This is a genomic window from Psychrobium sp. MM17-31 (assembly GCF_022347785.1).
In the GTDB taxonomy this organism is placed as follows: domain Bacteria; phylum Pseudomonadota; class Gammaproteobacteria; order Enterobacterales; family Psychrobiaceae; genus Psychrobium.
Window position 1 is genome coordinate 434,889 of sequence record NZ_JAKRGA010000003.1, and the last position, 22,688, is coordinate 457,576.

Genomic DNA, 22,688 nt, shown 5'->3' on the forward strand with positions numbered 1-22,688 from the left:
TTAAGCCAATTCCACTGTGCTATGAATTATTTCATCGATAGGAACTGGCTTTCCTAAGCCATAACCTTGGCCGTAGTTAATTCCCATTTCCTCTAATCGCTTGCGAATATCGTCATTTTCAACAAACTCGGCAATAGTTTCCATACCCATTACTTGGCCAACGTCGTTAATCGATTTTACCATCGCTTCGTCAATAGGATCTTCGAGCATGTCTTTAATAAACATGCCATCAATCTTTAACATATCGACTTTTAGGTTTTTCAAATAAGCAAAAGACGACAAGCCACTACCAAAATCATCGAGTGCGAATTTACAACCGTAAGCGTTTAACGCGCTAATAAAGAGCTTTGCGTGCGTCAAATTGGCAATGGCGGCGGTTTCGGTGATTTCAAATGATAACTTTGACGCTTCCACCTTATTGGCTTTTATAGCGCTAATGATGTGTTGCAATAACATTTCGTTACTAAGTGACAAGCCAGAAAGGTTAATGGAAATATGGTCAATGTGATTAATGTCATCGTGATGCTGACATAGCCATGCAAGGGTATTGTCAATAACCCATTTATCAATGCGGTGCGATAAATCAAAACGCTCTGCGGCGGGTAAAAATAAGCCCGGCGGTATCAAGTTGCCAGACTCATCGATCATTCGCACTAGAATTTCATAGCTAATTTTATCATGAGTTTGCAATGGCACTATTGGCTGGGCGAACAATGCTAAGCGATCATTTTCTAAAGCACCGTTAATCTTAGTAGCCCAATAAGTATCGTCCTTGCGCTGTGCTAGTACCTTATCGTCTTCTTGATAGACATGATAGCGATTGCGCCCAGCTTCTTTTGCCGCATAACATGCGCTATCTACCTGTTTTAGTGCTTCAACATAATTGTTGTGATGTCGTGTGATTTCCGTGACACCAATACTAATACCGAGTTTAAAAACGTGTTCATTCCAGCGAAAACGAAAGTCCTCTACCAATTTAATGAGCATTTCACAAATTAGCTTTGCTTGAGAGACATCTGTGGCGATAAGTAACAATGCGAACTCATCTCCGCCAATACGAGCTAAAGTATCGCTTGATGCACAATGTCGATTAAAAAGTACTGAGATTTGTCTAAGCAATTCGTCGCCTGCTACGTGGCCACAAGTATCATTGATAAGTTTGAATTGGTCGATATCGATAAAACACAATACATGTGTTTCATCCCCCTGTTCATTATCCTCCACCGTTGTACGTAAAATACTTTCAAATTCTTGTCGATTTATTAGGCCAGTTAAAGAATCGTGCGCCGCTTGATAACTAAATTTTCGTGACATATTGCGAAACTGAGTCACATCATCTTGCATGGCCACATAATGGGTAATTACATTATTTCTATCTATCAACGGATAAATATGCTCGTTGGCCCAATACTTTTCACCGCCTTTCTTCAAATTACAACGTTCGCCAACCCATTCACGATGTTGTTCAAGCATGCGCCAAATATTCTCTTCTATAGATTCATTTGAGGACAAGCGACCAAGACTAAAATAAGGGCGACCGATGCAGTCATAACTTTCAAAATCGGTGATTTCAGAAAATTTCGGATTGACGTATTCAATAATGCCTAGGGCATCGGTAATAACTACGGCACTAGGACTATGACGCACTGCGAGTGAAAAGATAGATAACTCTTGCGTGCGATTGCGCAGCAATTTCTCGCGATTGACCGAATCGGTGACATCTTGAACTTGAAATAGTGCATAACGTCGATTGTCAAAACTAACGGATTTAACATAACAGGTTTGCTCCATCAACGTGTCTTTTTTATGAGATTTTGTATAAAGCGGGAATAACCTTGGATGCAATGCGCTAGAGAGAATAGATGACATACCATAGGATGTTGCATGTTCTATGGCCCTTTTTATTGTAATTTCATTATTTAATTCAAAACAATCAAATAAATTTGTGCCAATGAGAGACGACTCATCTTTTTTAGAATGCTTAACAAACCATTGATTTACATCGATAATAGAACCAGAGCCATCTATCACTAACAGTCCGCAGTTAGTGTTATCAAAAACAATATCCGAGAGTAACTTTTGCATAGTCCGTTAGCTCCAGTTTATACGTAAAGCGTCGAAAACCGCTCTAGTTCGGTAATAAGGCGTTTTATGGACTCACTTGCCATTATAAGGCTCACCTGTCCTTTAACCTCTTTGCTAGTCAAGCTAAATGACATTGATAGTGTTAAGACCATAGGCTCTTCGCCGATATGCATCCGCTCAACATCAAATACATCACCAATATCGCCAGAAATTAACTCAGGTACACTGCTAGTTAGCTCACATTCGAGCACATCGGCAATACAGCCAAAACAGGCATTTAGAATAATATTCGACACTTCTTTTAGTGCTTCTTGCTCTAACTCTCCAAGTTCACTTCCCCAATTGCCCTCGCCTAAAATACTGCGCACTAATTCCAAGCTTGACTCATCATTAAAAAACAAAAATGCGTTACCGGAGAACTGACCGTCAAAACACTGCTCAACGGCATTAACATGGCCAGGAGAAATACACTGAAATAGCTCAAGTGCCGTGTTAAAATCCACCGCCTTTAACGAAGGAACGGTGAGTAACACCTCATCCCCCATCATTTCGCTAAATGAAACTGCGGCCCTGCCCATACCAATATTGAACAGTTCGCATAACGTATCGCAATAATCTTCGGTAAAGATATCTGATGTCATTACAAGCCTCCATCCGCGGTAAACTTAAGGATCATTTCTTCATTAATCGGCTTACCATAGAACGTCGCCCCTAAATCTTCGAATCGCTGTTTGACAACAGCTTGAATATTGGCTGTAAAAATCCCAATGTGGGCATGTGGCTGTAATTCATTAATTTTAGGAAGAATATCGTAACCAGTGCCATCAGGCATGTTATGGTCGAGGGAAATGTAGTCAAAAGATGCACTATCTACCCGCTCAAGTGCTTCTTTTGCTGTGGCTGCTTCGCTAATAGACCAATCGCTGTGGTGAGTTTTGATCATCTTAACGATCATCATGCGGGTTAAGCGACTATCATCGACAACTAAAACTGATTTTGGCTTTGCCATTTCTCTCTCCTTTGAGACTCACATTCTTTGAATGAGCCGATTACTGACCAACCGACTTACCGCTTATCAAAACTAGTGGCCTAGTTCCTTGAGCATGGTTTAGCTCCCCTTGAGGAGGATTTAATTAATATAATAGACAGAAAATTTTGATAAAAACAATACTAAATGTTGAGATTTATCTCGATTTCGTGCTTCAATAGATTTAATGCTTTTCGCAAGTATACCCGTCACAATTTTATGGAACTCGCAGTATGAATATGGATACAAATCACAGCAACTGGATGCAGTCTAATACTGAGCAAATCCTCACTTTTTCCCTAAATAACGAAGAGTTCGGCGTTAATATACTGATGGTTAATGAGATCAGGGAATGGAGCAATATCACAACTATTCCAGGCATTGCTAATTACGTCAAAGGCGTACTGCATCTGCGAGGAAACATTGTTCCCATCATTGATTTACGAGAAAAATTTGGTCTCGAGCCCATTCCTTATGGACCGACTACAGTTGTCATATTACTCAATATTTCCTCTGGCGAAGAGCAAAGTGTGATAGGTATAGTGGTAGATGCAGTCTCTGACACACATGCTGTAGACAACAATGAGATAAGAGAAAAACCGACTGTAGGTGGCTTTATCGACGTCGAATACATCGAAGGATTGGTGGAAGTTGACGAGCGTTTAGTCTTGCTATTAGACGTCAATAAATTGCTCACAGAAGGTCAGCTCAACGAATTAAAAGCGGCAATTTAACGTCTTTTTTATCAAAATCAGCGTCGCAACGGACTACGTAACCTGAATTAGGGTTATTTATTCCAAGTATAAATGGCTTTTACAGCGCTGCCATCTTCATGGTAACTAAGCTTTTGACATAACTCAGTAACCAGTTTGATACCTCGACCACTAAATTCATTCTGAGCTAATTCTATTTCGTCGTGCTCTTCGACCCAAGGGGTAAATTCAAAGCCGGTTCCAGAGTCAATCATCATTATATCAAGCGTTCCACCTTGCTCTGTCCCCGTATATTCGAGCTTAATTTTAATATAACCCTTGCCTAGATCAGCCAAGCGCTCTTCTTTCTTTTGAAAATACTGGGCAAATCCCTCTGGAGAGCTCTTTAAACTCGAATCGAGATCTAACACACCATGATCTAGCGCGTTGACATAAAGTTCTGTTAACACGGTATAGAGGCCATGCCATTGATCGCCAGGCCCTTCCATTTCGGTAATTTGATTGATAATAATTGGTATAGGATTTACGGTAGCAAGCTTTTCACCCGTTAACGCCATTTGCCAAGACCAACTTCCGGCTTGTTCCGCCTCATAACCACTATTTAAAATGGCCTCTTTATCTGTTTCAGCTTGTAGATTAAGCATTTGATAAACAGACACATCACAATTGATGTCTACTAACGAAATATCATCATCTTGAGGTAAATCTTCACAAAAAACTTCCAGCGCAGCAATGATATGGCCTTTGACATCGTTATCGACAAAGCCCTGCTGTGTCGCCTCGATTAAACGCTGCTCACCGAAAAAATCACCTTGGGCATTACGTGCTTCAACAATACCATCACTGTAAAGAATAATGCGATCGTCTTTGGTCAGGGGAATAACTTCGGGGCGAATATCTAGTAATAGATTGGCAGAAATGCCTAGCGGTGGATGAAATGAACCAATACGTTGTCGAAGTTCGCCTGTTTTAGAATCGAAGATAAACGAATCTTCCATGCCTGCATTCCAAATGTAGGCAATTTGTTCGTTAACCGACAAGCTGACCATAGTCATTGCCAAAAACATATGTGTTGGCAGTAATTGATGCATTTTACGGTTAATTTGTTTGATAATTTCTATCGGCGAATAACCTTTATCAGTCATCGCCCGAAATGTATCGGCCAAGGGTATTGCACCAATTGCCGAACTCAAACCATGACCAGTAAAGTCACCCAGTAATACATTAATATCACCATTGGGGCAAAGCGCTGTTAACTGCACATCACCGCTAAAGGTTTCTGCTGAGCGTTTAAAAATATTTATGTGCTCTTGGGCCACATTGCCCTTTTCCACCACAGTACTAAAGAGCTGCTCTGCGAGCTCTTCGTCATTTTGCCGCTCAGCGGTTAGGGTATATAGCTTACTGTAGAGACTAGCAATGCGAAACATTGCATAGATTTTCGATCTAAAAATCGCCAATGAGAAAGGACGAAAAACAATATCATCAGCTCCGGCTTCGACACAGGTACTGATTTGTTCGTCATTGAGGTAGGTCGAAATCATCAAAACAGGTACAAACACATTACTCGCCAGCGCCTTGATTTGTCGGCAAGTTTCGATAGCACTCATACCTTCTGCATGAAAATCAATGAGTACTAAGTCAGGCTTATGTTGGTAGAATTTTACCAAGCCTTGCATACCATTTTGCGCTGTCGATACGTGAAAACCTTCCTCGCCAATGATCTGCGATAGGCGTTCAACGTTGTCTTGATTAGAGTCAATAATCAAGACGTCCCTGTTTTGAGCGAGCATCATTGGGTTCGCTTAGCGAACAATTTCCATTAAATGATGGAATTGAGCAATTTCTAACACCTTATTAATTGAATCGTTTGGACGTTCAATAATAATCTTGCCCTTAATTTTGTCAGCGTGTTCTTTTAGCAACAACAGCATACCTAGCGCCGATGAGTCCATATAATTGGCGTTACTTAAATCTAATCTAAACTCTGTGCCAGGGGTGTTACATTCACAATAACTTTCTCTAAATAGTTTGTATTGTGAAAAATCAAAACGATCCGATACCGTAATCAATACATCTTTACTATTAGAAGATGTTGAACTAACAATTGGCATAATTACTCCTAAAATTTAATATTAGTTGCTAAAACAACTCGATTTCACCTTCGTCCATGGTCTCTTGTGACACGGTACGGTGTTCACCAATACTGGTGGTATGTTTTCTCACTGTTTGACAAACAGCATTTATTTTATCGACTTTTTCATATATCGATGATTGGCTATTACCAACATCGTGAAGCTCTTGACTCAATGCGTCGAACTGCTCGATGTTGGTTGATATCGACGCCAACGCCTGCGAAGTCATGTCTTCAAACTGCAAGGATCTCACCGCATTACCAACGGCAACGTCCATTTCGTCGCTCATTGCAGTTAGCTCGACAATACTTTCTTCCATGTTACGGCTAATCAGTCCCATTTTTCCAGTCATTTCGTTAATTTTTGATTGGGTTTCAAAAGTTTGCGACATATCAGCCGAAGCCATTTCTTCTACGCCACTGCGCAGCGACTCAATAGTTATCTTAGCGCCACTGATTTTACCGCGAATTTGTTCGTTGAGCTCAGAAGAACTAATCGACAAGGATCTAACTTCATCGGCCACCACGGCAAAACCTCTGCCGACTTCACCAGCACGCGCCGCTTCAATACTTGCGTTTAGCGCTAATAAATTCGTTCGGTTTGCCAATCCCTCAACATTGTGTAACAAGCTGAAAATACTATCTACTTGCTCCACCATGTTGTCAATATGACTTAAGGTTTTTAAGCTTTGTTTTGAATTATTTACTACAACTTGGACGAACTCATTGGTCAACCTTGAAGACTCATCTAAAAATTCGTGCATCGATAATTCGTTCGGATCTCGACTGGTAATTTCCAACGGCTCTTCTTCACCTTCTTCTGATTCTGATTTTTGATGAACGAGTGATGATAATAACTGGTGCTGGCGGTCACTAATGGCTTTCATGTTGTGAAAAGAGTCACTCATTCCGACAACGGCTTCACTCAATAATCCGGAAGTTCGTGTTATTTCGTTACCAATAACTTGGCGCTCACATGAAAATGTTTGTTCCAATTCCCCAAACATTTCACTTAACTTATTGTCAACATCACGTCTTTTACTGCGGCTTCTTTGTTTCTTCGGAATATTAGCATTAATCGGATGACTGTCTCGAGCCTCGCTCAATTGTGCTTGAAATTGCTGATACTGGATAACGCTCAGCCCCACAATTACTAGGCATAGGCCGAGTGAAATCCATATCGGCCAAGCGATGAGAATTGAGCCCGCAATAGCGGCTATGAGTAATATCTGACCAATGAGTATGTATCTACTATGTCGATTCATCAGCTACTCCCTTTATTTTATTCGGTTTAAGCTGTTCACTCACCTTGGTTAATAAGGTCGGCGCGATATCTGCCAGTGGTAAGTCGTTACAGTGAGCGTCAATTAAAAATGCGGCACCGGGCATGCCCCAGATCATGCTCGTTGCCTTATTTTGAATAGCCGTATAGTGCCCACTGTCCTTAAGCGCTTTTAGGCCCTGCGCGCCATCGCTGCCCATGCCCGTAAGCAGTGCTGCATAAATGTTTACTGTGGGTAACTGGCTAAGCGATTCAAACATGATGTCCACAGACGGCTTATGGCGGTTACACGGCGCTGAATCATCCAGACGACAGCGATAATGATTATTAACTTGTTCAATCACTAGATGGTGAGAGCCGGGAGCGACATAAATATTGCCAGGCTCGATTAACTGCCCATCCTTCGCTTCATGCACCTTCATTTGGCAATATTCGCCGAGACGAACAGCAAATCTACTGCTAAAACTCGCGGGGATGTGTTGTGTAACCACTACCGCTGGTGAATTGCTTGGCAACATCGACAATACATCCCGTAAAGCTTCAGTCCCCCCCGTCGAGGCACCTAACGCAATAATTTGATGTTTCATGTTCAAAAGATTAAGCGAAGATGTCAGTTTTTCCCTTGATGTTACTGGGTTGCGCTGTTTGACATTCACCTTCGCCGCCAGTTTGATTTTTTGATACAACTCTTCACTAAAATCCGTTAAATCATCAAGTAACTCACTAGAACGTGGCTTTGAGATAAAATCCACCGCGCCACAGGCTAATGCATCTAAAGTGGTATCAGCGCCCTCTTGGGTCAGGGTCGACAGCATCACAACCGGCATAGGCCGCAAGCGCATTACATTTTTGAGGAATGTAATACCGTCCATTTTCGGCATTTCAACATCTAGTGTTAATACGTCGGGATCTAGCTCTTTGATCATCGCGCGGGCTTCATAAGCATCTTTGGCTGCGCCAACAACCTCTATATCAGAAAATCCAGTGATAACCTCACTGAGTATCTCTCTAACCAGTTTTGAATCATCAACTATCAGCACTCTAATCACGATTTTTCGCCTTATCTAATCAAACAACTCAACATCGTCGTCTGTTTGTTTTTGAATACTGCGTTGACTTTCAAGCTCAAGCGCCATAGTGCGGGCGTTACTGCCTTCCTTGAGTTTTTGTACCATCAACTGCCCTGTTTTAGCGATATATTGAATTCTTCTCGCCTGTACACCACCGACATCCATCGCGCTGACCGCCAATCCTTCGGTGTCTAAAAACTGCTTCACAAATGCAATATTGCGCTGACCAATATCATTAACACCTGCCATCATATTGCCACCACCAACAATCTTAATTTCGAAGTTTTCGCGACGACCACCATATTTAATAATGGCGTTAATTAACTGTTCCATGGCAAAAACGCCGTAACGATTCGACGAAGATAAAATGTCACAATCACTGTCTGGTAATAAAAAATGATTGATCCCACCAATGCCAGTTTTGGTATCGCGAATGCAGGTTGATACACAGGAACCAAGCACAGTGCAGATAACTTCATCTTGCTCAGTGACATAGTAATCACCAGCCACAACCTTTACCGCAACCCGCTGCCGCTTTGGCATCCAAAACTGACGTATGTGTCGAAACTCTGGATATTGCGGTAACGAATGGATCGGCGCAGCCACTTTATTTTCTTTTATCTGTGTGGTCATAGTTATCGCTTCTGATACATTGTTCTACCGAGCAATTGGTAGTCTTTCATCGACCTTGCAGGGGATTCAGAATGACCAATAAACAACATGCCACCGGGTTTAAGCAAACTCGTCATGCGATTGAGTAATCGCGTCTGAGTTTCTTTATCAAAATAAATCATCACATTACGGCAAAAAATCACATCGAGTTTTTCTTGTATGTGCCAATTTTCCATTAAATTACAATAATCAAAAGCCATCATCGCTTTAAGTTCAGGCTTTACCATCACTTTGTCACTATGGGCACCTTTACCACGGAGAAAACCTAGCTTCTTGCGTGCCAGTGATAAACCGTCGACGCGATCAATGTTATAAATACCCGCTTTTGCTGTCGCCAACACATCAGTATCGATATCGGTCGCATAAATCTTTATGTCCCAAACACTTGGGTCAATTCCAGCCTCAAGTAAGCTAATGGCAATACTATAGGGCTCTTCCCCAATAGAGCAGGCTGACGACCATATACGCAAGCTGCGCTGTCCATCTTTTGCCAATTGAGGAATATAGGTGTCACTGAGATATTCGAAATGATGAGATTCGCGATAAAATGATGTGAGATTGGTAGTCATCGCGTTTACAAATTGCGACATTTCGGCGGGAGAACTATCGAGATAATCGATATAACTCTTGAATGAATCGAGTTTCAAAGCGCGTAAGCGCCGTACCAAGCGGTTATATACCAGATCTTTTTTGTGATCTGCTAAGGAAATTCCCGCATGGTTATAGATTTTTTGGCGGACATGTTCAAAGTCCGCTTGCTGGTAGGGAAATTCCCGCTCGCGATCTGTATCGCTGTAAGTGGAAATTCCTTTTCCTTGCCCAAGTTCAACTGGATCCATAAATTATCCTTAAAACTCTTCCCATTCCATATCAGCTTCGCTCGCTGATGGCATAGTATTAGCTGGCGTACTTTGACTCTGCACTTTAGGCTCAGCCCGTTCAATAAGTTGCGGTGCGGCGGATGGTGCTGACTGACTCGATTTATCGCCAACTGAGAAGAAGCGCACCAATTGACGCAGCTGAACCGCTTGCTCTTCCATCCCTTCTGACGCTGCTGCAACTTCTTCAACTAGCGCAGCATTTTGTTGCGTGCCCTCATCCATATCGTTAATCGCAACATTAACTTGATCAATACCTGTTGCCTGCTCTTTACTGGCCATCGCAATTTCGTTGACAATACTTGATACCTCATGAATTGCGGTAACGATTTCAGTTAACGCTTTGCCTGATTCATCGACAAAACGTCCGCCCTCTTCGACTTTAGAAACGCTGTCGCTAATCAAGCCTTTAATTTCTTTAGCGGCACTAGCACTGCGCTGTGCAAGATTACGCACTTCTGCGGCAACAACCGCGAAACCGCGACCTTGTTCGCCTGCTCTTGCTGCTTCAACAGCGGCGTTTAGAGCCAGTAGATTAGTTTGGAAAGCAATTTCATCAATTACGCCAATGATTTCAGAGATTTGGGTACTAGAACTACTGATCTCACTCATCGAGTGGACAACTTTCTCAGAAATTTCACCGCCTTTTTCGGCAAGTATTTTAGCATTTTCTGCTAGCGTATTGGCTTGCGAAGCATTATCAGCGTTTTGCTTCACCGTCGCAGTCATCTGCTCCATACTTGCTGCGGTTTCTTCGAGGCTTGCCGCTTGCGCTTCAGTACGTGTACTTAACGTTGTATTTCCTTTCGAGATCTCTTCAGCACCTGCAGCTATTGAACCTGAATTGGAGCGAATTTCACCAACAATCTCTTCCAGTTTTACCATGGCAACTTGCAAAGAGTTATCTAGTTCACTGAACTCCCCCTTAAAATCACCTTCCATACGTGAATTGAGATTACCTTTTGATAAGTCAGAGACTACGCGTTTTACTTCACCAATCGGCTCGACAATTGCGTCTAACATTTCATTCATGCCACGAGCGACATTGCCAATAAAACCGCTATAACGTTCAGTGTTTAAACGAGAGTCTAAAATACCAATTGAAGCATCTTGGATAATTTTTTCTACATCTGCTTGAGCCGCTAATTGTTGCGTTACATCGCTCCATTCAACTACTGAGCCAAGACGGGTGCCATCGTCTTCAACCACAGGTGCAGCAATCAACTCAAAACGGCGATTGCCAATAGCTAGTTGAGACTTAAATGGCTGTTGTAGCGCTTCTAACAATGACTTGCTATGACCTTCTTCAATGTCAAACATTGCGATGTTTTGCCCTAATAAAGCATTGGCGTCAAATGCTGGTAAACGGGCACAAATATCATCTTGCGCGTCGCTAAACATTTCTTCAACGGCATCATTAACATAAATAATATTGCCGTTATTATCTGCCATCATCACACTTGAGGTAACATTATCTAACGCCACCTTAACGCGCTCTGCACGTTGTGCCTTCTGTTTCGCATCATTTACTTCAAAACCCAATTTGATTTGAATCGATTTAACCATACGCATCAACTCGCCGGCTTCGCCTTCTTGGGTTACCGGAATATCGCGAGAGTAATCCCCTTCGGTGATTTTTCGTAGCTCCTCAATAGAATTATTAATCCCCGGTAGCACCGACTCTCGAAATACTTTGTTGGCGCCAAACGCCAAGATTCCCATACCGACTAAAGGCCCGATAAAATCAAGCGCTGCCACCGATGTAAAGAACAGCGGCACACTTATTAACGCCGACACCACTAAACTACTATATAGCCATTTGTTAAACGTTGCCTTGAACACGTTTGCACGAATGCTCGCTGGCTCAGGTAATTGCGCTTCATTGCGATTTAATTGTGCGTACAAACGCTCTGCTTCAGAGATCTCTTGTTCGGTCGGTGTTGAACGTACCGACATATACTCCTCAACCCTGCCAGCTTTAGAAAGCGGCGTTACATTTGCTTTAACCCAATAGTAATCACCATTTTTACAGCGATTTTTTACCATCCCAACCCAAGGTCGGCCCATTTCTAACGTCGACCACATATTTTTAAAAGCGGCCTGCGGCATGTCGGGATGACGGACAATATTATGATGTTCTCCAACGAGTTCTTGCTCGGTGAATCCACTGATTTCAATGAAAGCGGGGTTAACGTAGGTAATACGACCTTGTAGGTCCGTCTTAGTAACTAAATCTTGACCAGGTACCAGCGGAACGCGGCGGTCTGTTACAGGAGTATTATTCCTCATTGTTGTTCTCCTCGAACAAGGTGTCCATTAAGCAACGTTGTCGTTTATCGTCGGGGTTAATTCTTGAGATGTTAATAGTTCATCAACGTCTAACAAAATCAGCATTTTTTCATCAGAAGTTGCCAAGCCAATAATAAATTCATCGTCAATGACGCTAATTTTACTTGGCGCAGCTTTTATTTCGTGTTCAGCAATGTCGTAAGTTTCGGCGAATGCATCCACTAACAGTCCCATTAATCTTGAGCGTTCACCGTCATCTATCTTTAAAACAATAACAATCCGGTTCTTTAAACTGTCGTCTTTTGGCAGTGAAAAACGGGTGCGCAAATTGATAATTGGAATAATTTGGCCACGTAAATTCGTTACTCCTTCTACATAGTCAGGGCTGTTAGGAACCAAGGTTGCTTGAGTCCAGTCGCGGATCTCCTGCACCTTTAAAATGTCGGTTGCATATTCTTCACCCGCCAAAATAAATGACAAAAATTGGCGGTTGTTACTCGTCACATCGATTTGTTGATTTTCCGTCATGCCACACTCTCAATATTTCGCTCAAGGGGATGTGACATATCACAAGACATTTGCTGTTTAAGCACGTTTAATCCTTTAATATCGACAATTAGGGCAACGCCACCATCGCCAAGAATAGTTGCGCCTGAAATACCTTCAACCGCCATATAATTAGAATCCAAACTTTTAAGTACAACCTGCTGCTGGTCAAGCAAATCGTCCACCAACAAGGCGTATTTATGTCCGTTGCTCTCAACGATTATCACCATCGACTCGTCAAGTGGTGTTTCACTACGGGGTAAGCCAAACAACTGCCTAATCGAATAAATTGGAATGTACTCATCGCGAAATAGATAAAGGCTCGGATTTCCGGCAACAGCTTTAACATTGTTGTGATTAATTTGTGCCGACTCAATAATAGAAACTAAGGGTACAATATAGGTTTCACTGGCAACGCGGATCAGCTGACCGTCTAAGATAGCGAGTGTTAATGGCAGACTTACCGAGAATGTAGAACCTTCCCCCGGCGTTGAAGTTAGTGCAACGTGACCACCTAATGATTCAATGTTACGTCGAACCACATCCATACCAACACCTCGACCAGAGAGATCGCTGACTTGCTCTGCCGTTGAAAAACCTGGAGCAAAAATAAGTTCGTTTATTTCTTGATCTGATAAATTCTGATCCGGCGTGATTAGTCCTTTTTCAAGCGCTTTGTCTTTAATACGCGCAGTATTTAGTCCACGCCCATCATCCATAATATCGATAACGATATAACCACCTTGATGATAAGCGTGTAAATGCACGGTACCCGTTTCGTCTTTGTCAGCGGCAAGGCGCTCTTCTGGCAGCTCCAAACCGTGATCAAGGGAGTTTCTTACCAAATGAACTAATGGGTCGCCAATTTTTTCCATCACGGTTTTATCAAGCTCGGTCTGCTCACCGGAGAGTTTTAATTCAATTTTCTTGCCCAGTTTGCTGCTGATGTCATACACCATGCGTGGGAATCGATTAAAAACAAAACTGATTGGCAACATGCGAATGCGCATGACATCTTCTTGCAAATCTCTGGTATTACCTTCAAGCTGTACTAAGCCTTCTAGCAGCTTTTCTACCAGTTCGTTGCTATTTTGACTGAGATCGTTTCCAACCTGTTTGAGCATCGCTTGGGTAATTACCAATTCACCTACGCGATTAATAAGCGCATCGACTTTATCAATGCCGACACGAATAGAACCGCCATCAGGGCTGCTCGCTTTGTTTTTCACCGCAGCAACCGATGCCGCGCTTGCAGTTTGTTTTGTCGGTGCAGGTTGAGCTTTTTCTTGTACGGTTGATTGCTCCTCTTGCGTACTTTGCGCTTGAGGCTCATCATCTACCATATTTTCGATATCGGAAACTATCTCGTCGAGCTGATTAACACTTTGCTCTATGATCAAATCACACTCGTCTTCAACCCACTCGAAGACCTCGTCGATTTCCTCTTTGTCGCAGTTAGATTCGAGAGTAATTTGCCAGGACAGATAACATTCTTCAGGATGAAGGGACTCTAACGGCGGAATATTTTGACATTCCACGACCTGAGTGACAGGGCCTAATTCCGCAAGCGCATTAATGATGTGCAGCACATCATTGCCGGTTTGTAGCATTTCGTGATGAGGAATAAAGCTGATCTTCCAAATCGGCGTTTGTGCGCCAGTATCAGGCGAATCTTCGGCAATTTCAGGAGCTTCTTCACTGCTGATAGCTTTATTAAGTGTTTGCGCTAGTCCCTTATGGACTTCTTCGATACTTTGATCTGTGCACTCGACGCCATCACGTGCAGCTTCAACAAGTAGCCTAATACAATCAACGCTTCGCAGTAATAAATCTACATCTGCTTGTTCGATATTACGACGACCATCACGCATCTCATCGAGCAGTGTTTCAACGTCGTGAGTAAAGTCTGTCACGCGGTTAAAGCCAAAGGTTCCGGCGCCCCCCTTAATTGAGTGCGCAGCCCGGAAAATGGCATTTATAGTATCCGCATCACCCTGCTCTAGATTGAGCAGGCTTGATTCCATCAACTCCAACCCTTCGAAGCTTTCTTCAAGGAACGTGGGGATGAATTGTGAGAGATCGATACTCATCGTATATCGCTACCTTATGACACGTTTAATCGTAGATAACAGTTTTTCAGGGTTAAATGGCTTAACAAGCCAGCCTGTAGCTCCAGCGGCTTTACCGCGCTGCTTCATCTCGGCCGAACTTTCGGTTGTTAACATCAATACCGGAGTAAATTTAAATGCTGGTAATTGTCGCAACTCCCCACATAGTGAAATTCCATCCATTACTGGCATATTGACATCCGTAATGACTAAATCGAACCGCTCAGTCTTCGCTTTTTCCAGACCTTCTTTCCCGTCACAGGCTTCAACAGTATCGTATTGCTGTTGTTTCAATGTGAAAGAAACCATATTTCTGATTGAAGCAGAGTCATCAACTACTAAGATCTTTGCCATGTTTTTGTCCTATAAATTCAGGGGTTAATTTAATTTTAGAAGGTGGTTTAAGCCCAAACGCGATGCGCATTCCCGCAGCTCGTCGTTGACGTTTTGCCATGAAAAATCGATGCTTTGGCGATTGATATCAATAATCAGCGCCGTTAATAACTGTAAGCCAGCGGTATCGATACGAGACAGCTCGCCAGCATCGATATTGACTTGACTAATTTCTTGAATGGAATGAAGTTGCTCTAACATCATCTTCTGGGTGTCGTTAACCACAGAGATATCTAATGATTGAGGCAGATTGAATGTGATCGCTTCCATGCAATGTCCTTAACTATTCGTGTTTACACTAGATGATTTTATTTATTGATCTAAATCAATTTATTTCACCTGTTGGGTATAAACCTAGCATATCCATAATTTTGTATTAGAGTCAAGCAATGCATTAGAAGAAAGATTAGTTTTTAAACAAAAAGCGCACCATAAAGGTGCGCTTGATTGATATAAATTAAGCTATTGAGGTATTAGTTAGTCGCGTTTGTCGGTGATTTAGCAAAACGTAACACTAAGTAACCTAACAGGCCAGCACTAAATGAACCAACCAAAATTGCCAGTTTGTCTGCAAACATAAACTGCGCAGGATCTTCAAATGCTAGTGAATTAACGAATAGACTCATAGTAAAACCGATGCCCGTAAGAATGGAAACACCATAAAGCATCGTGTAATTACTTTGCTCTGGCATTTTGGCGAGTCCCAGTTTGATAGCAAGCCAGCTAAAGCCAAATACACCAAGTTGTTTACCAATAAATAAACCAGCAGCAATACCAATAGGCACAGGTGTTAATATTTGCTCACTCGACATGCTCGTGAAATCAACTCCCGCATTTACAAAAGCAAACAGAGGTAAAATCATAAAGGCAACCCAGTAATGAAGGTCGTGCTCCATCGATTTGAGCATTGAGCGCTCACGATGCCCTTGAGGCACCTTGCGCTGTTTAATTGGGATAGTGAAGGCTAATGCAACGCCAGCTAATGTCGCGTGAACGCCAGACTTAAGTACGCTGACCCACAAGATCACACCAAGCAATACGTAAGCCGCTTTGCGGTCGACGCCCATTCGATTCATGATAACTAAACCAGTAAGCGCAGCCATGGCTACCGCAATTGATAAAGTTGATAATTCTGCCGTGTAAAACAGTGCGATTATCACGATAGCCCCTAAATCATCAATAATAGCGAGTGCCATTAAAAAGATCTTAAGTGAGACGGGTACGCGTTTACCAAGCAGTGATAACACGCCGAGAGCGAATGCAATATCTGTAGCGGTTGGAATCGCCCAACCTTGTGTACCGACGGTGTCTGTGCCAACAAAATAGAGATACACAGCAGCTGGGACGACCATACCACCGACGGCGGCAAAACCAGGCAGTACAACTTGAGATGGGCTTGATAAATGTCCTTCAATAATCTCTCGTTTAACTTCAAGACCAATTAATAAGAAGAAGATGGCCATCAGGCCGTCATTAATCCACAATAACAGTGGTTTATCGATATGTAATGCGCCAAATCGAACTTCGACTGGCGTTGATAAAAACGCATCATACAACTCAGACAACCCAGTGTTTTTTAACAGCAAGGCGATAATAGTGACAAAAATTAAAACAATCCCCGCCGAGGATTCTTTTTTAATAAACTCTTCTAATGCACTCATTTAATAACTCCATAAAAACGAACGACATATCTTATACAAACCACATAAAAAAGTCGACATAATATGTCTAAACATTATGTCGACTAAGCTACTGAATCTATTATAAATTACTGTTAGCTATTTTCTTGTGCGAAATCTTGCATAAAATCCACTAGCGCTTGAACGCCAGTCAGTGGCATCGCGTTATAAATACTAGCGCGCATACCGCCAACGCTGCGGTGACCTTTTAACGCCATGAGTCCACGCTGCTCTGCTTGCGCCAAAAACGCCTCGTTTAAGGATTCATCGTTTAATTGAAACACCACATTCATACGCGAGCGATATTCTGGTGCCACATTATTGACATAGAAGTCAGAGCTATCGATAGCGTTATATAATAGCTGCGCTTTTTCAATGTTGCGTGCTTCCATCGCTTTTACGCCGCCCTGCGCTAACAGCCATTTAAAGACTTCGCCAGCGAGATACCAAGCAAAAGTCGGCGGCGTGTTATACATCGAATCATTATCACTTATTAGCTTGTAATCTAAAATCGATGGCGTTTGCGGCAAACTGTGACCAAGTAAATCTTCGCGAATAATTACGATAGATAAGCCAGATGGACCAATGTTCTTTTGCGCGCCAGCGTAAATTACGCCGTATTTAGTGACATCGATTTCGCGGGATAGAATGGTTGATGATAAATCGGCAACGAGCGGTGCATTAACCTGTGGCTCTTCGCTCATTTCAATGCCATCGACAGTTTCATTGGGGCAATAGTGAAAGTACGCCGCATCATCACTAAGCTGCCATTCGCTTTGCGCTGTCACACCATGTTGACCATCGGTAGTTTGCGGTGTCGCAACAACATTTACCTCACCGTATTTCTGCGCTTCACTCACTGCCGATTTAGACCATGAGCCAGTTACTAAATAGTCAGCCTTGCCCGTCAAACCAATTAAGTTCATAGGCACAGCAGAGAACTGACCACGACCACCACCGTGACAGAAAAGTACTTTGTAATTAGTCGGAATATTCATTAGCTGGCGTAAATTACTTTCAGCTTCTTGTGCTACCTGCATAAAGCGTTTATCGCGATGGCTAAATTCCATAATGGAAATGCCGTGCTCTTGCCAATTAACAAATTCTTTTTGCGCCTTGACCATCACATCATGAGGCAACATCGCTGGCCCCGCACAAAAGTTATAAACCGCGCTCATTACTCTTCCTTATTTACTAATTACAAAATGCTCTATAAATTCTACACAAACAAAAAGAGCGCCCTCAGGCGCCCTTTCTCAACTAGCGATTATTCATCGCCACCTTCTGGAACATCAGCTGCAGGGGCTTCAGCCGCTGGTGCTTCACCAGTAACTTCTTCACCTTCTACTGCTTCATGCTCTGGCGTTTCCACTTCTTCGATACGCTGTAAGGCTACGACCTGCTCGCCCTCTTGGGTACGAATTAGAGTTACACCTTGCGTATTACGACCTACCGTAGATACACCGTCAACAGGGGTACGTACTAATGTACCTTTGTTTGAGATCAGCATGATTTCATCGTTTTCATCAACTTGAACCGCACCAACCACTAGGCCATTACGCTCGCTCACTTTGATAGAAACAACACCTTGTGTTGCACGACTCTTCGCTGGGTAATCTTCAAGTACAGTACGTTTACCGAAGCCGTTTTCAGTCACAGTCAGGATACAACCATCGCCATGAGGAACGATAAGCGATACCACTTTCTGACCTTCTTTAAGCTTCATACCGCGTACACCAGTACCAGTACGGCCAATAGCACGACACTGATCTTGGCTAAAGCGCACAACCTTACCTTCGTCAGAGAACAGCATGATTTCGCTGTCATCTTCGGTTAGCGCTACGCCGATTAACTCATCATCATCACGTAAGTTAACCGCGATAATACCGTTAGCACGTGGACGAGAGTATGCCGTTAATGCAGTCTTCTTCACCGTACCCGCAGCTGTTGCCATTAAGATACATTTGTCTTCAGTGTATTCACGGATAGGTAAGATAGCCGTAATACGCTCGTCTTTCTCTAATGGTAATAAGTTAACGATTGGCTTACCACGCGCTTGACGCGATGCTAATGGTAGCTGGTACGTCTTGAGCCAGTACATCTTACCGCGGTTAGAGAAACACAACATGGTGTCATGGGTGTTAGCAACTAATAGGCGCTCGATGAAATCTTCATCTTTCATCTTAGTAGCCGCTTTACCTTTACCACCACGACGCTGCGCTTCGTACTCAGATAATGGCTGGTATTTGACGTAACCTTCGTGAGAAAGGGTTACTACCACGTCTTCTTCGTTGATTAAATCTTCTAACGATAAATCGTGTGACGCGTTAGTAATTTCAGTGCGGCGCTCATCGCCAAACTCTTCAAGCACTGCTTGCAGCTCTTCTACAATCACTTCCATTAAGCGCGCTGGGCTACCTAAGATGTGAAGTAATTCAGCGATTAAATCTAAAATGTCTTGATATTCATTTAAGATTTTCTCGTGCTCAAGACCTGTTAAACGGTGTAGTTTAAGATCAAGAATTGCTTGGGCTTGTGTTTCAGTTAAGTAGTATTTGCCATCACGAATACCGTATTCTGGCTCTAACCATTCTGGACGTGCAGCGTCATCGCCTGCTTTTTCAAGCATCGCAGCAACGTTACCTAAATCCCAACCTTGTGCCACTAACGCAACTTTTGCTTCCGCAGGTGTTGGCGAGTTACGGATAACCTCAATCACAGGATCGATGTTAGCAAGGGCAACAGCCAGTGCTTCTAAGATATGCGCGCGATCGCGTGCTTTGCGAAGTTCAAATACCGTACGACGCGTTACTACTTCACGGCGGTGACGAACAAAGCTTTGTAGCATTTCTTTTAGGTTAAACAGCTTAGGACGATTGTCCTCAAGCGCAACCATGTTAATGCCGAACGACACTTGCATTTGCGTTTGTGAATACAGGTTATTTAATACAACCTCCCCCACTTCACCGCGTTTTATTTCAATAACAATACGCATACCGTCTTTGTCAGACTCATCGCGCAGCGCACTAATACCTTCAACTTTCTTATCGCGAACTAGCTCAGCCATCTTTTCGATAAGGCGTGCTTTGTTTACTTGATAAGGCAGTTCGTGAACGATAATAGTTTCTTTACCACTGTCACTTACTTCAACTTCCGCTTTAGCGCGAATACGCACCTTACCGCGACCAGTCTTATAAGCATCGATAATACCTTGACGACCACTGATAATACCCGCCGTTGGGAAATCAGGACCAGGAATGTGCTCGATGAGCTCTTCAATGGTAATGTCTTCGTTTTCAATCAGCGCTAAACAGCCAGAAATAACTTCATTTAAGTTATGTGGCGGAATGTTTGTCGCCATACCTACCGCGATACCCGATGAACCATTCACTAATAAATTAGGAATACGGGTTGGCAGTACGTTTGGAATTTGTTCGGTGCCGTCGTAGTTCGGGCCAAAATCAACGGTTTCTTTTTCAAGATCCACTAATAATGAATGGGCCATCTTCTGCATACGAATTTCGGTATAACGCATTGCCGCCGCGCTATCGCCGTCAACCGAACCGAAGTTACCTTGACCGTCTACCAATGGGTAGCGTAATGAAAATGGCTGTGCCATACGTACGATGGTGTCATAAACCGCGCTATCACCGTGTGGGTGATACTTACCGATTACATCACCTACCACACGGGCAGATTTTTTATAAGCTTTGTTCCAGTCGTTACCTAGAATGTCCATTGCGAAAAGTACGCGGCGATGTACGGGTTTTAAACCATCTCGAACATCTGGCAAGGCACGACCTACGATTACACTCATGGCGTAATCGAGGTACGAATTCTTTAATTCGTCTTCGATATTAATCGGCGATACACTATTGGCCAACTCAGTCATAAATCCCTAAGATCCCTGTGTCTGTTAGAAAGACGCACTTTTATGTATTAATTATTGTTTTTACAATTACATAAAAGGCAAAAAATAGAGCCTGATTCTAGCACAGTGATACAAGGTTACTAGGGCTAAAATCGCTTTATTTTGGATTCTAGGGCCATTTACGGCCAAAACTGCCGAAAAACGCGTTTTCAAGGTCAATTATTAACCAGCAATGAAAATCGCTTAAAATGGCTTACAGGAATTGAGTAGGCTAAAAAGTGTTTCTCTTGTGCTGACATTGATAAGGCACTTATAATGAAGCCTTTCTTTCTATAGCGATATTTGCTTTTTTATGTCTAGCACTCAATCACACCAATCATTCGATAACGCCGTAAACGTTGATCCTCAAGAAATCGAAAAATTCTCAGCCCTTGCTCAGCAATGGTGGGATCTCAGTGGCGAGTTTAAACCACTGCATTTAATGAACCCAACCCGCCTTAATTACGTGGCGGAAAAATCTGACGGTTTATTTGGCAAACGTATCGTCGATGTTGGCTGTGGTGGCGGTATCTTGGCCGAATCTATGGCGCGTCTTGGCGGTGATGTATTAGGTATCGATATGGCTGAGCAATCATTAAACGTTGCAAGATTGCATGCCCTAGAAACTAAAGTAGATAATATCGCTTATCAGCAAATTCCAGTGGAAGAGCTTGCCGAGCAGCAGCCTCATTCATTTGATGTTGTGACCTGTATGGAAATGCTAGAGCATGTGCCAGATCCACAATCTATTGTGCGCGCGTGTTTTAAGCTAGTAAAACCCGGCGGCCAAGTGTTCTTCTCGACCCTTAACCGCACGAAGCGTGCTTATTTATTAGCAATTTTAGGTGCCGAGCACATTCTGCAACTCGTACCTAAAGGCACGCACGAACACAGTAAGTTTATTCGTCCAAGCGAACTAATTCGCTTTGTTGATAACAGCGATGCCCGCTGTCTTGACGCTATTGGTGTCCATTACAACCCGCTTACCGAGCAATTTAAGACCAATAACGACTTATCGGTAAACTATCTGATCCACTGTCAGCCTAACGTTAAATAAGTACTAATTTACTAAAGCAAATTTAAGTAGGGAAAGCCCATGAGCCTTCAATCTCCGTTTCGCGCCGTACTCTTTGATCTCGATGGCACCTTACTCGACACCGCGCCGGATTTAGGCGGCGCGGCTAATCGTTTGCTTGAGCGTGACAATTTACCGCTGCTTAGTCGCAAGGTTATCAATCAAACCGCCTCACAGGGTTCATTAGCTCTAGTAAAGGCCGGGTATGGTTTAGATCTTGAAGAAGCGCAATATCAACAACTACGCAGTGAGTTCTTAGAAAACTACACCGCGCATGTCAATGATGAAACCACTTACTTTGACGGTATAGACACCTTATTAGATGCCTTAGATCGCCACAATATTGTGTGGGGCATAGTGACCAACAAGCCAACGCTTTATACCCAGCAGCTCCTTGAGCACTATCCACGCTTGGCTAGTTGCGCCGTCGTTGTTTGTGGTGACACCCTCGATGTCGCCAAACCTAATCCAGCGCCATTATTATTAGCGGCAAACAATATAAATATTGCGCCAGAGAACATTGTGTATGTGGGTGATGCTCGCACCGATATTGAAGCGGCACATAGCGCAAGCATGCTAGCGGTAGCTGCAAATTACGGTTACATCCCTAGCGATGATCCAGCCGACACTTGGCAAGGCGATCATATAATCGATCGTCCTGAGGATCTTTTAGCAGTTCTCGGGATCTAATCCAAAGAATCTTGACACTTTGTCTAATAATGACAGGCAAAAATACGGTGCTAAATCAAGCGATCGAACGTTAAAAAAAATAATTAAAAATTGCCAATTTGAAATTGAAAATTGGCAAAATTAAGGGAGATAATCAT

General features: G+C 42.9%; 20 protein-coding genes. 3 read left to right on the forward strand and 17 right to left on the reverse strand.

Features of this window, described 5'->3' with window-relative positions; genetic code table 11:
* The 3 genes from MHM98_RS10785 to MHM98_RS10795 are packed head-to-tail and all read right to left on the reverse strand — an operon-like array spanning nt 1 to nt 3,094.
* Nucleotides 1-2,085 carry a bifunctional diguanylate cyclase/phosphodiesterase gene (locus MHM98_RS10785; protein ID WP_239439278.1) on the reverse strand — a complete coding sequence of 695 codons (2,085 nt, stop codon included), beginning with the start codon at nt 2,083-2,085 and terminating at the stop codon, nt 1-3.
* Nucleotides 2,086-2,102: 17 nt separating this feature from the next.
* Nucleotides 2,103-2,726, reverse strand: coding sequence for a chemotaxis protein CheC (locus MHM98_RS10790; RefSeq protein WP_239439279.1), 624 nt, complete (start codon nt 2,724-2,726; stop codon nt 2,103-2,105).
* Nucleotides 2,726-3,094: a response regulator gene (locus MHM98_RS10795; RefSeq protein WP_239439280.1), complete on the reverse strand. Its 369-nt coding sequence runs from the start codon at nt 3,092-3,094 to the stop codon at nt 2,726-2,728. Before MHM98_RS10795 ends, MHM98_RS10790 begins: the two co-directional genes overlap by 1 nt.
* Nucleotides 3,095-3,345: 251 nt before the next feature.
* On the opposite strand from MHM98_RS10795, the gene MHM98_RS10800 reads away from it, so the two are divergent.
* Nucleotides 3,346-3,846, forward strand: coding sequence for a chemotaxis protein CheW (locus tag MHM98_RS10800; RefSeq protein WP_239439281.1), 501 nt, complete (start codon nt 3,346-3,348; stop codon nt 3,844-3,846).
* 53 nt (nt 3,847-3,899) lie between these two features.
* Here MHM98_RS10800 and MHM98_RS10805 read toward each other — a convergent pair whose 3' ends face one another.
* From MHM98_RS10805 to gyrA, 14 genes are all read right to left on the reverse strand, one after another.
* Nucleotides 3,900-5,594 (reverse strand): fused response regulator/phosphatase, encoded by a 1,695-nt coding sequence (locus MHM98_RS10805; RefSeq protein ID WP_239439282.1) that lies wholly within the window; start codon nt 5,592-5,594, stop codon nt 3,900-3,902.
* A gap of 36 nt (nt 5,595-5,630) precedes the next feature.
* A complete protein-coding gene (locus tag MHM98_RS10810) occupies nt 5,631-5,939 on the reverse strand; it encodes an STAS domain-containing protein (RefSeq protein WP_239439283.1) in 309 nt (102 codons plus the stop codon).
* A 28-nt stretch (nt 5,940-5,967) separates the two neighbouring features.
* Nucleotides 5,968-7,224 carry a methyl-accepting chemotaxis protein gene (locus MHM98_RS10815; protein WP_239439284.1) on the reverse strand — a complete coding sequence of 419 codons (1,257 nt, stop codon included), beginning with the start codon at nt 7,222-7,224 and terminating at the stop codon, nt 5,968-5,970.
* Nucleotides 7,211-8,290, reverse strand: coding sequence for a chemotaxis response regulator protein-glutamate methylesterase (locus MHM98_RS10820; RefSeq protein ID WP_239439285.1), 1,080 nt, complete (start codon nt 8,288-8,290; stop codon nt 7,211-7,213). Before MHM98_RS10820 ends, MHM98_RS10815 begins: the two co-directional genes overlap by 14 nt.
* Nucleotides 8,291-8,305: 15 nt before the next feature.
* Nucleotides 8,306-8,944 (reverse strand): chemoreceptor glutamine deamidase CheD, encoded by a 639-nt coding sequence (locus MHM98_RS10825; RefSeq protein WP_239439286.1) that lies wholly within the window; start codon nt 8,942-8,944, stop codon nt 8,306-8,308.
* A gap of 2 nt (nt 8,945-8,946) precedes the next feature.
* Nucleotides 8,947-9,822, reverse strand: coding sequence for a CheR family methyltransferase (locus MHM98_RS10830; RefSeq protein WP_239439287.1), 876 nt, complete (start codon nt 9,820-9,822; stop codon nt 8,947-8,949).
* Nucleotides 9,823-9,831: 9 nt separating this feature from the next.
* A complete protein-coding gene (locus MHM98_RS18795) occupies nt 9,832-12,150 on the reverse strand; it encodes a methyl-accepting chemotaxis protein (RefSeq protein WP_275441521.1) in 2,319 nt (772 codons plus the stop codon).
* Nucleotides 12,151-12,177: 27 nt separating this feature from the next.
* Nucleotides 12,178-12,678, reverse strand: a complete 501-nt coding sequence (locus MHM98_RS10845; protein WP_239439288.1) for a chemotaxis protein CheW — start codon at nt 12,676-12,678, stop codon at nt 12,178-12,180.
* Entirely contained in the window at nt 12,675-14,786 is a 2,112-nt protein-coding gene (locus MHM98_RS10850; RefSeq protein WP_239439289.1) for a chemotaxis protein CheA, read from the reverse strand. The genes MHM98_RS10845 and MHM98_RS10850 overlap by 4 nt, the downstream gene beginning before the upstream one ends.
* Nucleotides 14,787-14,795: 9 nt before the next feature.
* Nucleotides 14,796-15,158, reverse strand: a complete 363-nt coding sequence (locus tag MHM98_RS10855; RefSeq protein ID WP_239439290.1) for a response regulator — start codon at nt 15,156-15,158, stop codon at nt 14,796-14,798.
* A gap of 24 nt (nt 15,159-15,182) precedes the next feature.
* Nucleotides 15,183-15,467 (reverse strand): STAS domain-containing protein, encoded by a 285-nt coding sequence (locus tag MHM98_RS10860; protein ID WP_239439291.1) that lies wholly within the window; start codon nt 15,465-15,467, stop codon nt 15,183-15,185.
* Nucleotides 15,468-15,670: 203 nt separating this feature from the next.
* The gene (gene nhaA, locus MHM98_RS10865; protein WP_239439292.1) at nt 15,671-16,858 is read right to left on the reverse strand and encodes a Na+/H+ antiporter NhaA; all 1,188 of its coding nucleotides are present in this window, start codon (nt 16,856-16,858) and stop codon (nt 15,671-15,673) included.
* Nucleotides 16,859-16,971: 113 nt separating this feature from the next.
* Entirely contained in the window at nt 16,972-18,054 is a 1,083-nt protein-coding gene (gene serC, locus MHM98_RS10870; RefSeq protein WP_239439293.1) for a 3-phosphoserine/phosphohydroxythreonine transaminase, read from the reverse strand.
* A gap of 89 nt (nt 18,055-18,143) precedes the next feature.
* A complete protein-coding gene (gene gyrA, locus MHM98_RS10875; RefSeq protein ID WP_239439294.1) occupies nt 18,144-20,768 on the reverse strand; it encodes a DNA topoisomerase (ATP-hydrolyzing) subunit A in 2,625 nt (874 codons plus the stop codon).
* Nucleotides 20,769-21,099: 331 nt separating this feature from the next.
* Here gyrA and ubiG point away from each other — a divergent pair, with 331 nt between their 5' ends.
* Together ubiG and MHM98_RS10885 are read left to right on the forward strand one after the other, a co-directional pair.
* Nucleotides 21,100-21,843 carry a bifunctional 2-polyprenyl-6-hydroxyphenol methylase/3-demethylubiquinol 3-O-methyltransferase UbiG gene (gene ubiG / locus MHM98_RS10880; RefSeq protein ID WP_239439295.1) on the forward strand — a complete coding sequence of 248 codons (744 nt, stop codon included), beginning with the start codon at nt 21,100-21,102 and terminating at the stop codon, nt 21,841-21,843.
* 39 nt (nt 21,844-21,882) lie between these two features.
* Nucleotides 21,883-22,551 (forward strand): HAD-IA family hydrolase, encoded by a 669-nt coding sequence (locus MHM98_RS10885; protein ID WP_239439296.1) that lies wholly within the window; start codon nt 21,883-21,885, stop codon nt 22,549-22,551.
* Nucleotides 22,552-22,688: the final 137 nt, after the last annotated feature.

Coding starts and splice junctions, on each gene's coding strand:
- MHM98_RS10785 (WP_239439278.1), bottom strand. CDS start 2,085: ATGCAAAAGTTACTCTCGGATATTGTTTTTGATAACACTAACTGCGGA.
- MHM98_RS10790 (WP_239439279.1), bottom strand. CDS start 2,726: ATGACATCAGATATCTTTACCGAAGATTATTGCGATACGTTATGCGAA.
- MHM98_RS10795 (WP_239439280.1), bottom strand. CDS start 3,094: ATGGCAAAGCCAAAATCAGTTTTAGTTGTCGATGATAGTCGCTTAACC.
- MHM98_RS10800 (WP_239439281.1), top strand. CDS start 3,346: ATGAATATGGATACAAATCACAGCAACTGGATGCAGTCTAATACTGAG.
- MHM98_RS10810 (WP_239439283.1), bottom strand. CDS start 5,939: ATGCCAATTGTTAGTTCAACATCTTCTAATAGTAAAGATGTATTGATT.
- MHM98_RS10815 (WP_239439284.1), bottom strand. CDS start 7,224: ATGAATCGACATAGTAGATACATACTCATTGGTCAGATATTACTCATA.
- MHM98_RS10825 (WP_239439286.1), bottom strand. CDS start 8,944: ATGACCACACAGATAAAAGAAAATAAAGTGGCTGCGCCGATCCATTCG.
- MHM98_RS10830 (WP_239439287.1), bottom strand. CDS start 9,822: ATGGATCCAGTTGAACTTGGGCAAGGAAAAGGAATTTCCACTTACAGC.
- MHM98_RS18795 (WP_275441521.1), bottom strand. CDS start 12,150: ATGAGGAATAATACTCCTGTAACAGACCGCCGCGTTCCGCTGGTACCT.
- MHM98_RS10845 (WP_239439288.1), bottom strand. CDS start 12,678: ATGACGGAAAATCAACAAATCGATGTGACGAGTAACAACCGCCAATTT.
- MHM98_RS10850 (WP_239439289.1), bottom strand. CDS start 14,786: ATGAGTATCGATCTCTCACAATTCATCCCCACGTTCCTTGAAGAAAGC.
- MHM98_RS10855 (WP_239439290.1), bottom strand. CDS start 15,158: ATGGCAAAGATCTTAGTAGTTGATGACTCTGCTTCAATCAGAAATATG.
- MHM98_RS10860 (WP_239439291.1), bottom strand. CDS start 15,467: ATGGAAGCGATCACATTCAATCTGCCTCAATCATTAGATATCTCTGTG.
- nhaA (WP_239439292.1), bottom strand. CDS start 16,858: ATGAGTGCATTAGAAGAGTTTATTAAAAAAGAATCCTCGGCGGGGATT.
- serC (WP_239439293.1), bottom strand. CDS start 18,054: ATGAGCGCGGTTTATAACTTTTGTGCGGGGCCAGCGATGTTGCCTCAT.
- gyrA (WP_239439294.1), bottom strand. CDS start 20,768: ATGACTGAGTTGGCCAATAGTGTATCGCCGATTAATATCGAAGACGAA.
- ubiG (WP_239439295.1), top strand. CDS start 21,100: ATGTCTAGCACTCAATCACACCAATCATTCGATAACGCCGTAAACGTT.
- MHM98_RS10885 (WP_239439296.1), top strand. CDS start 21,883: ATGAGCCTTCAATCTCCGTTTCGCGCCGTACTCTTTGATCTCGATGGC.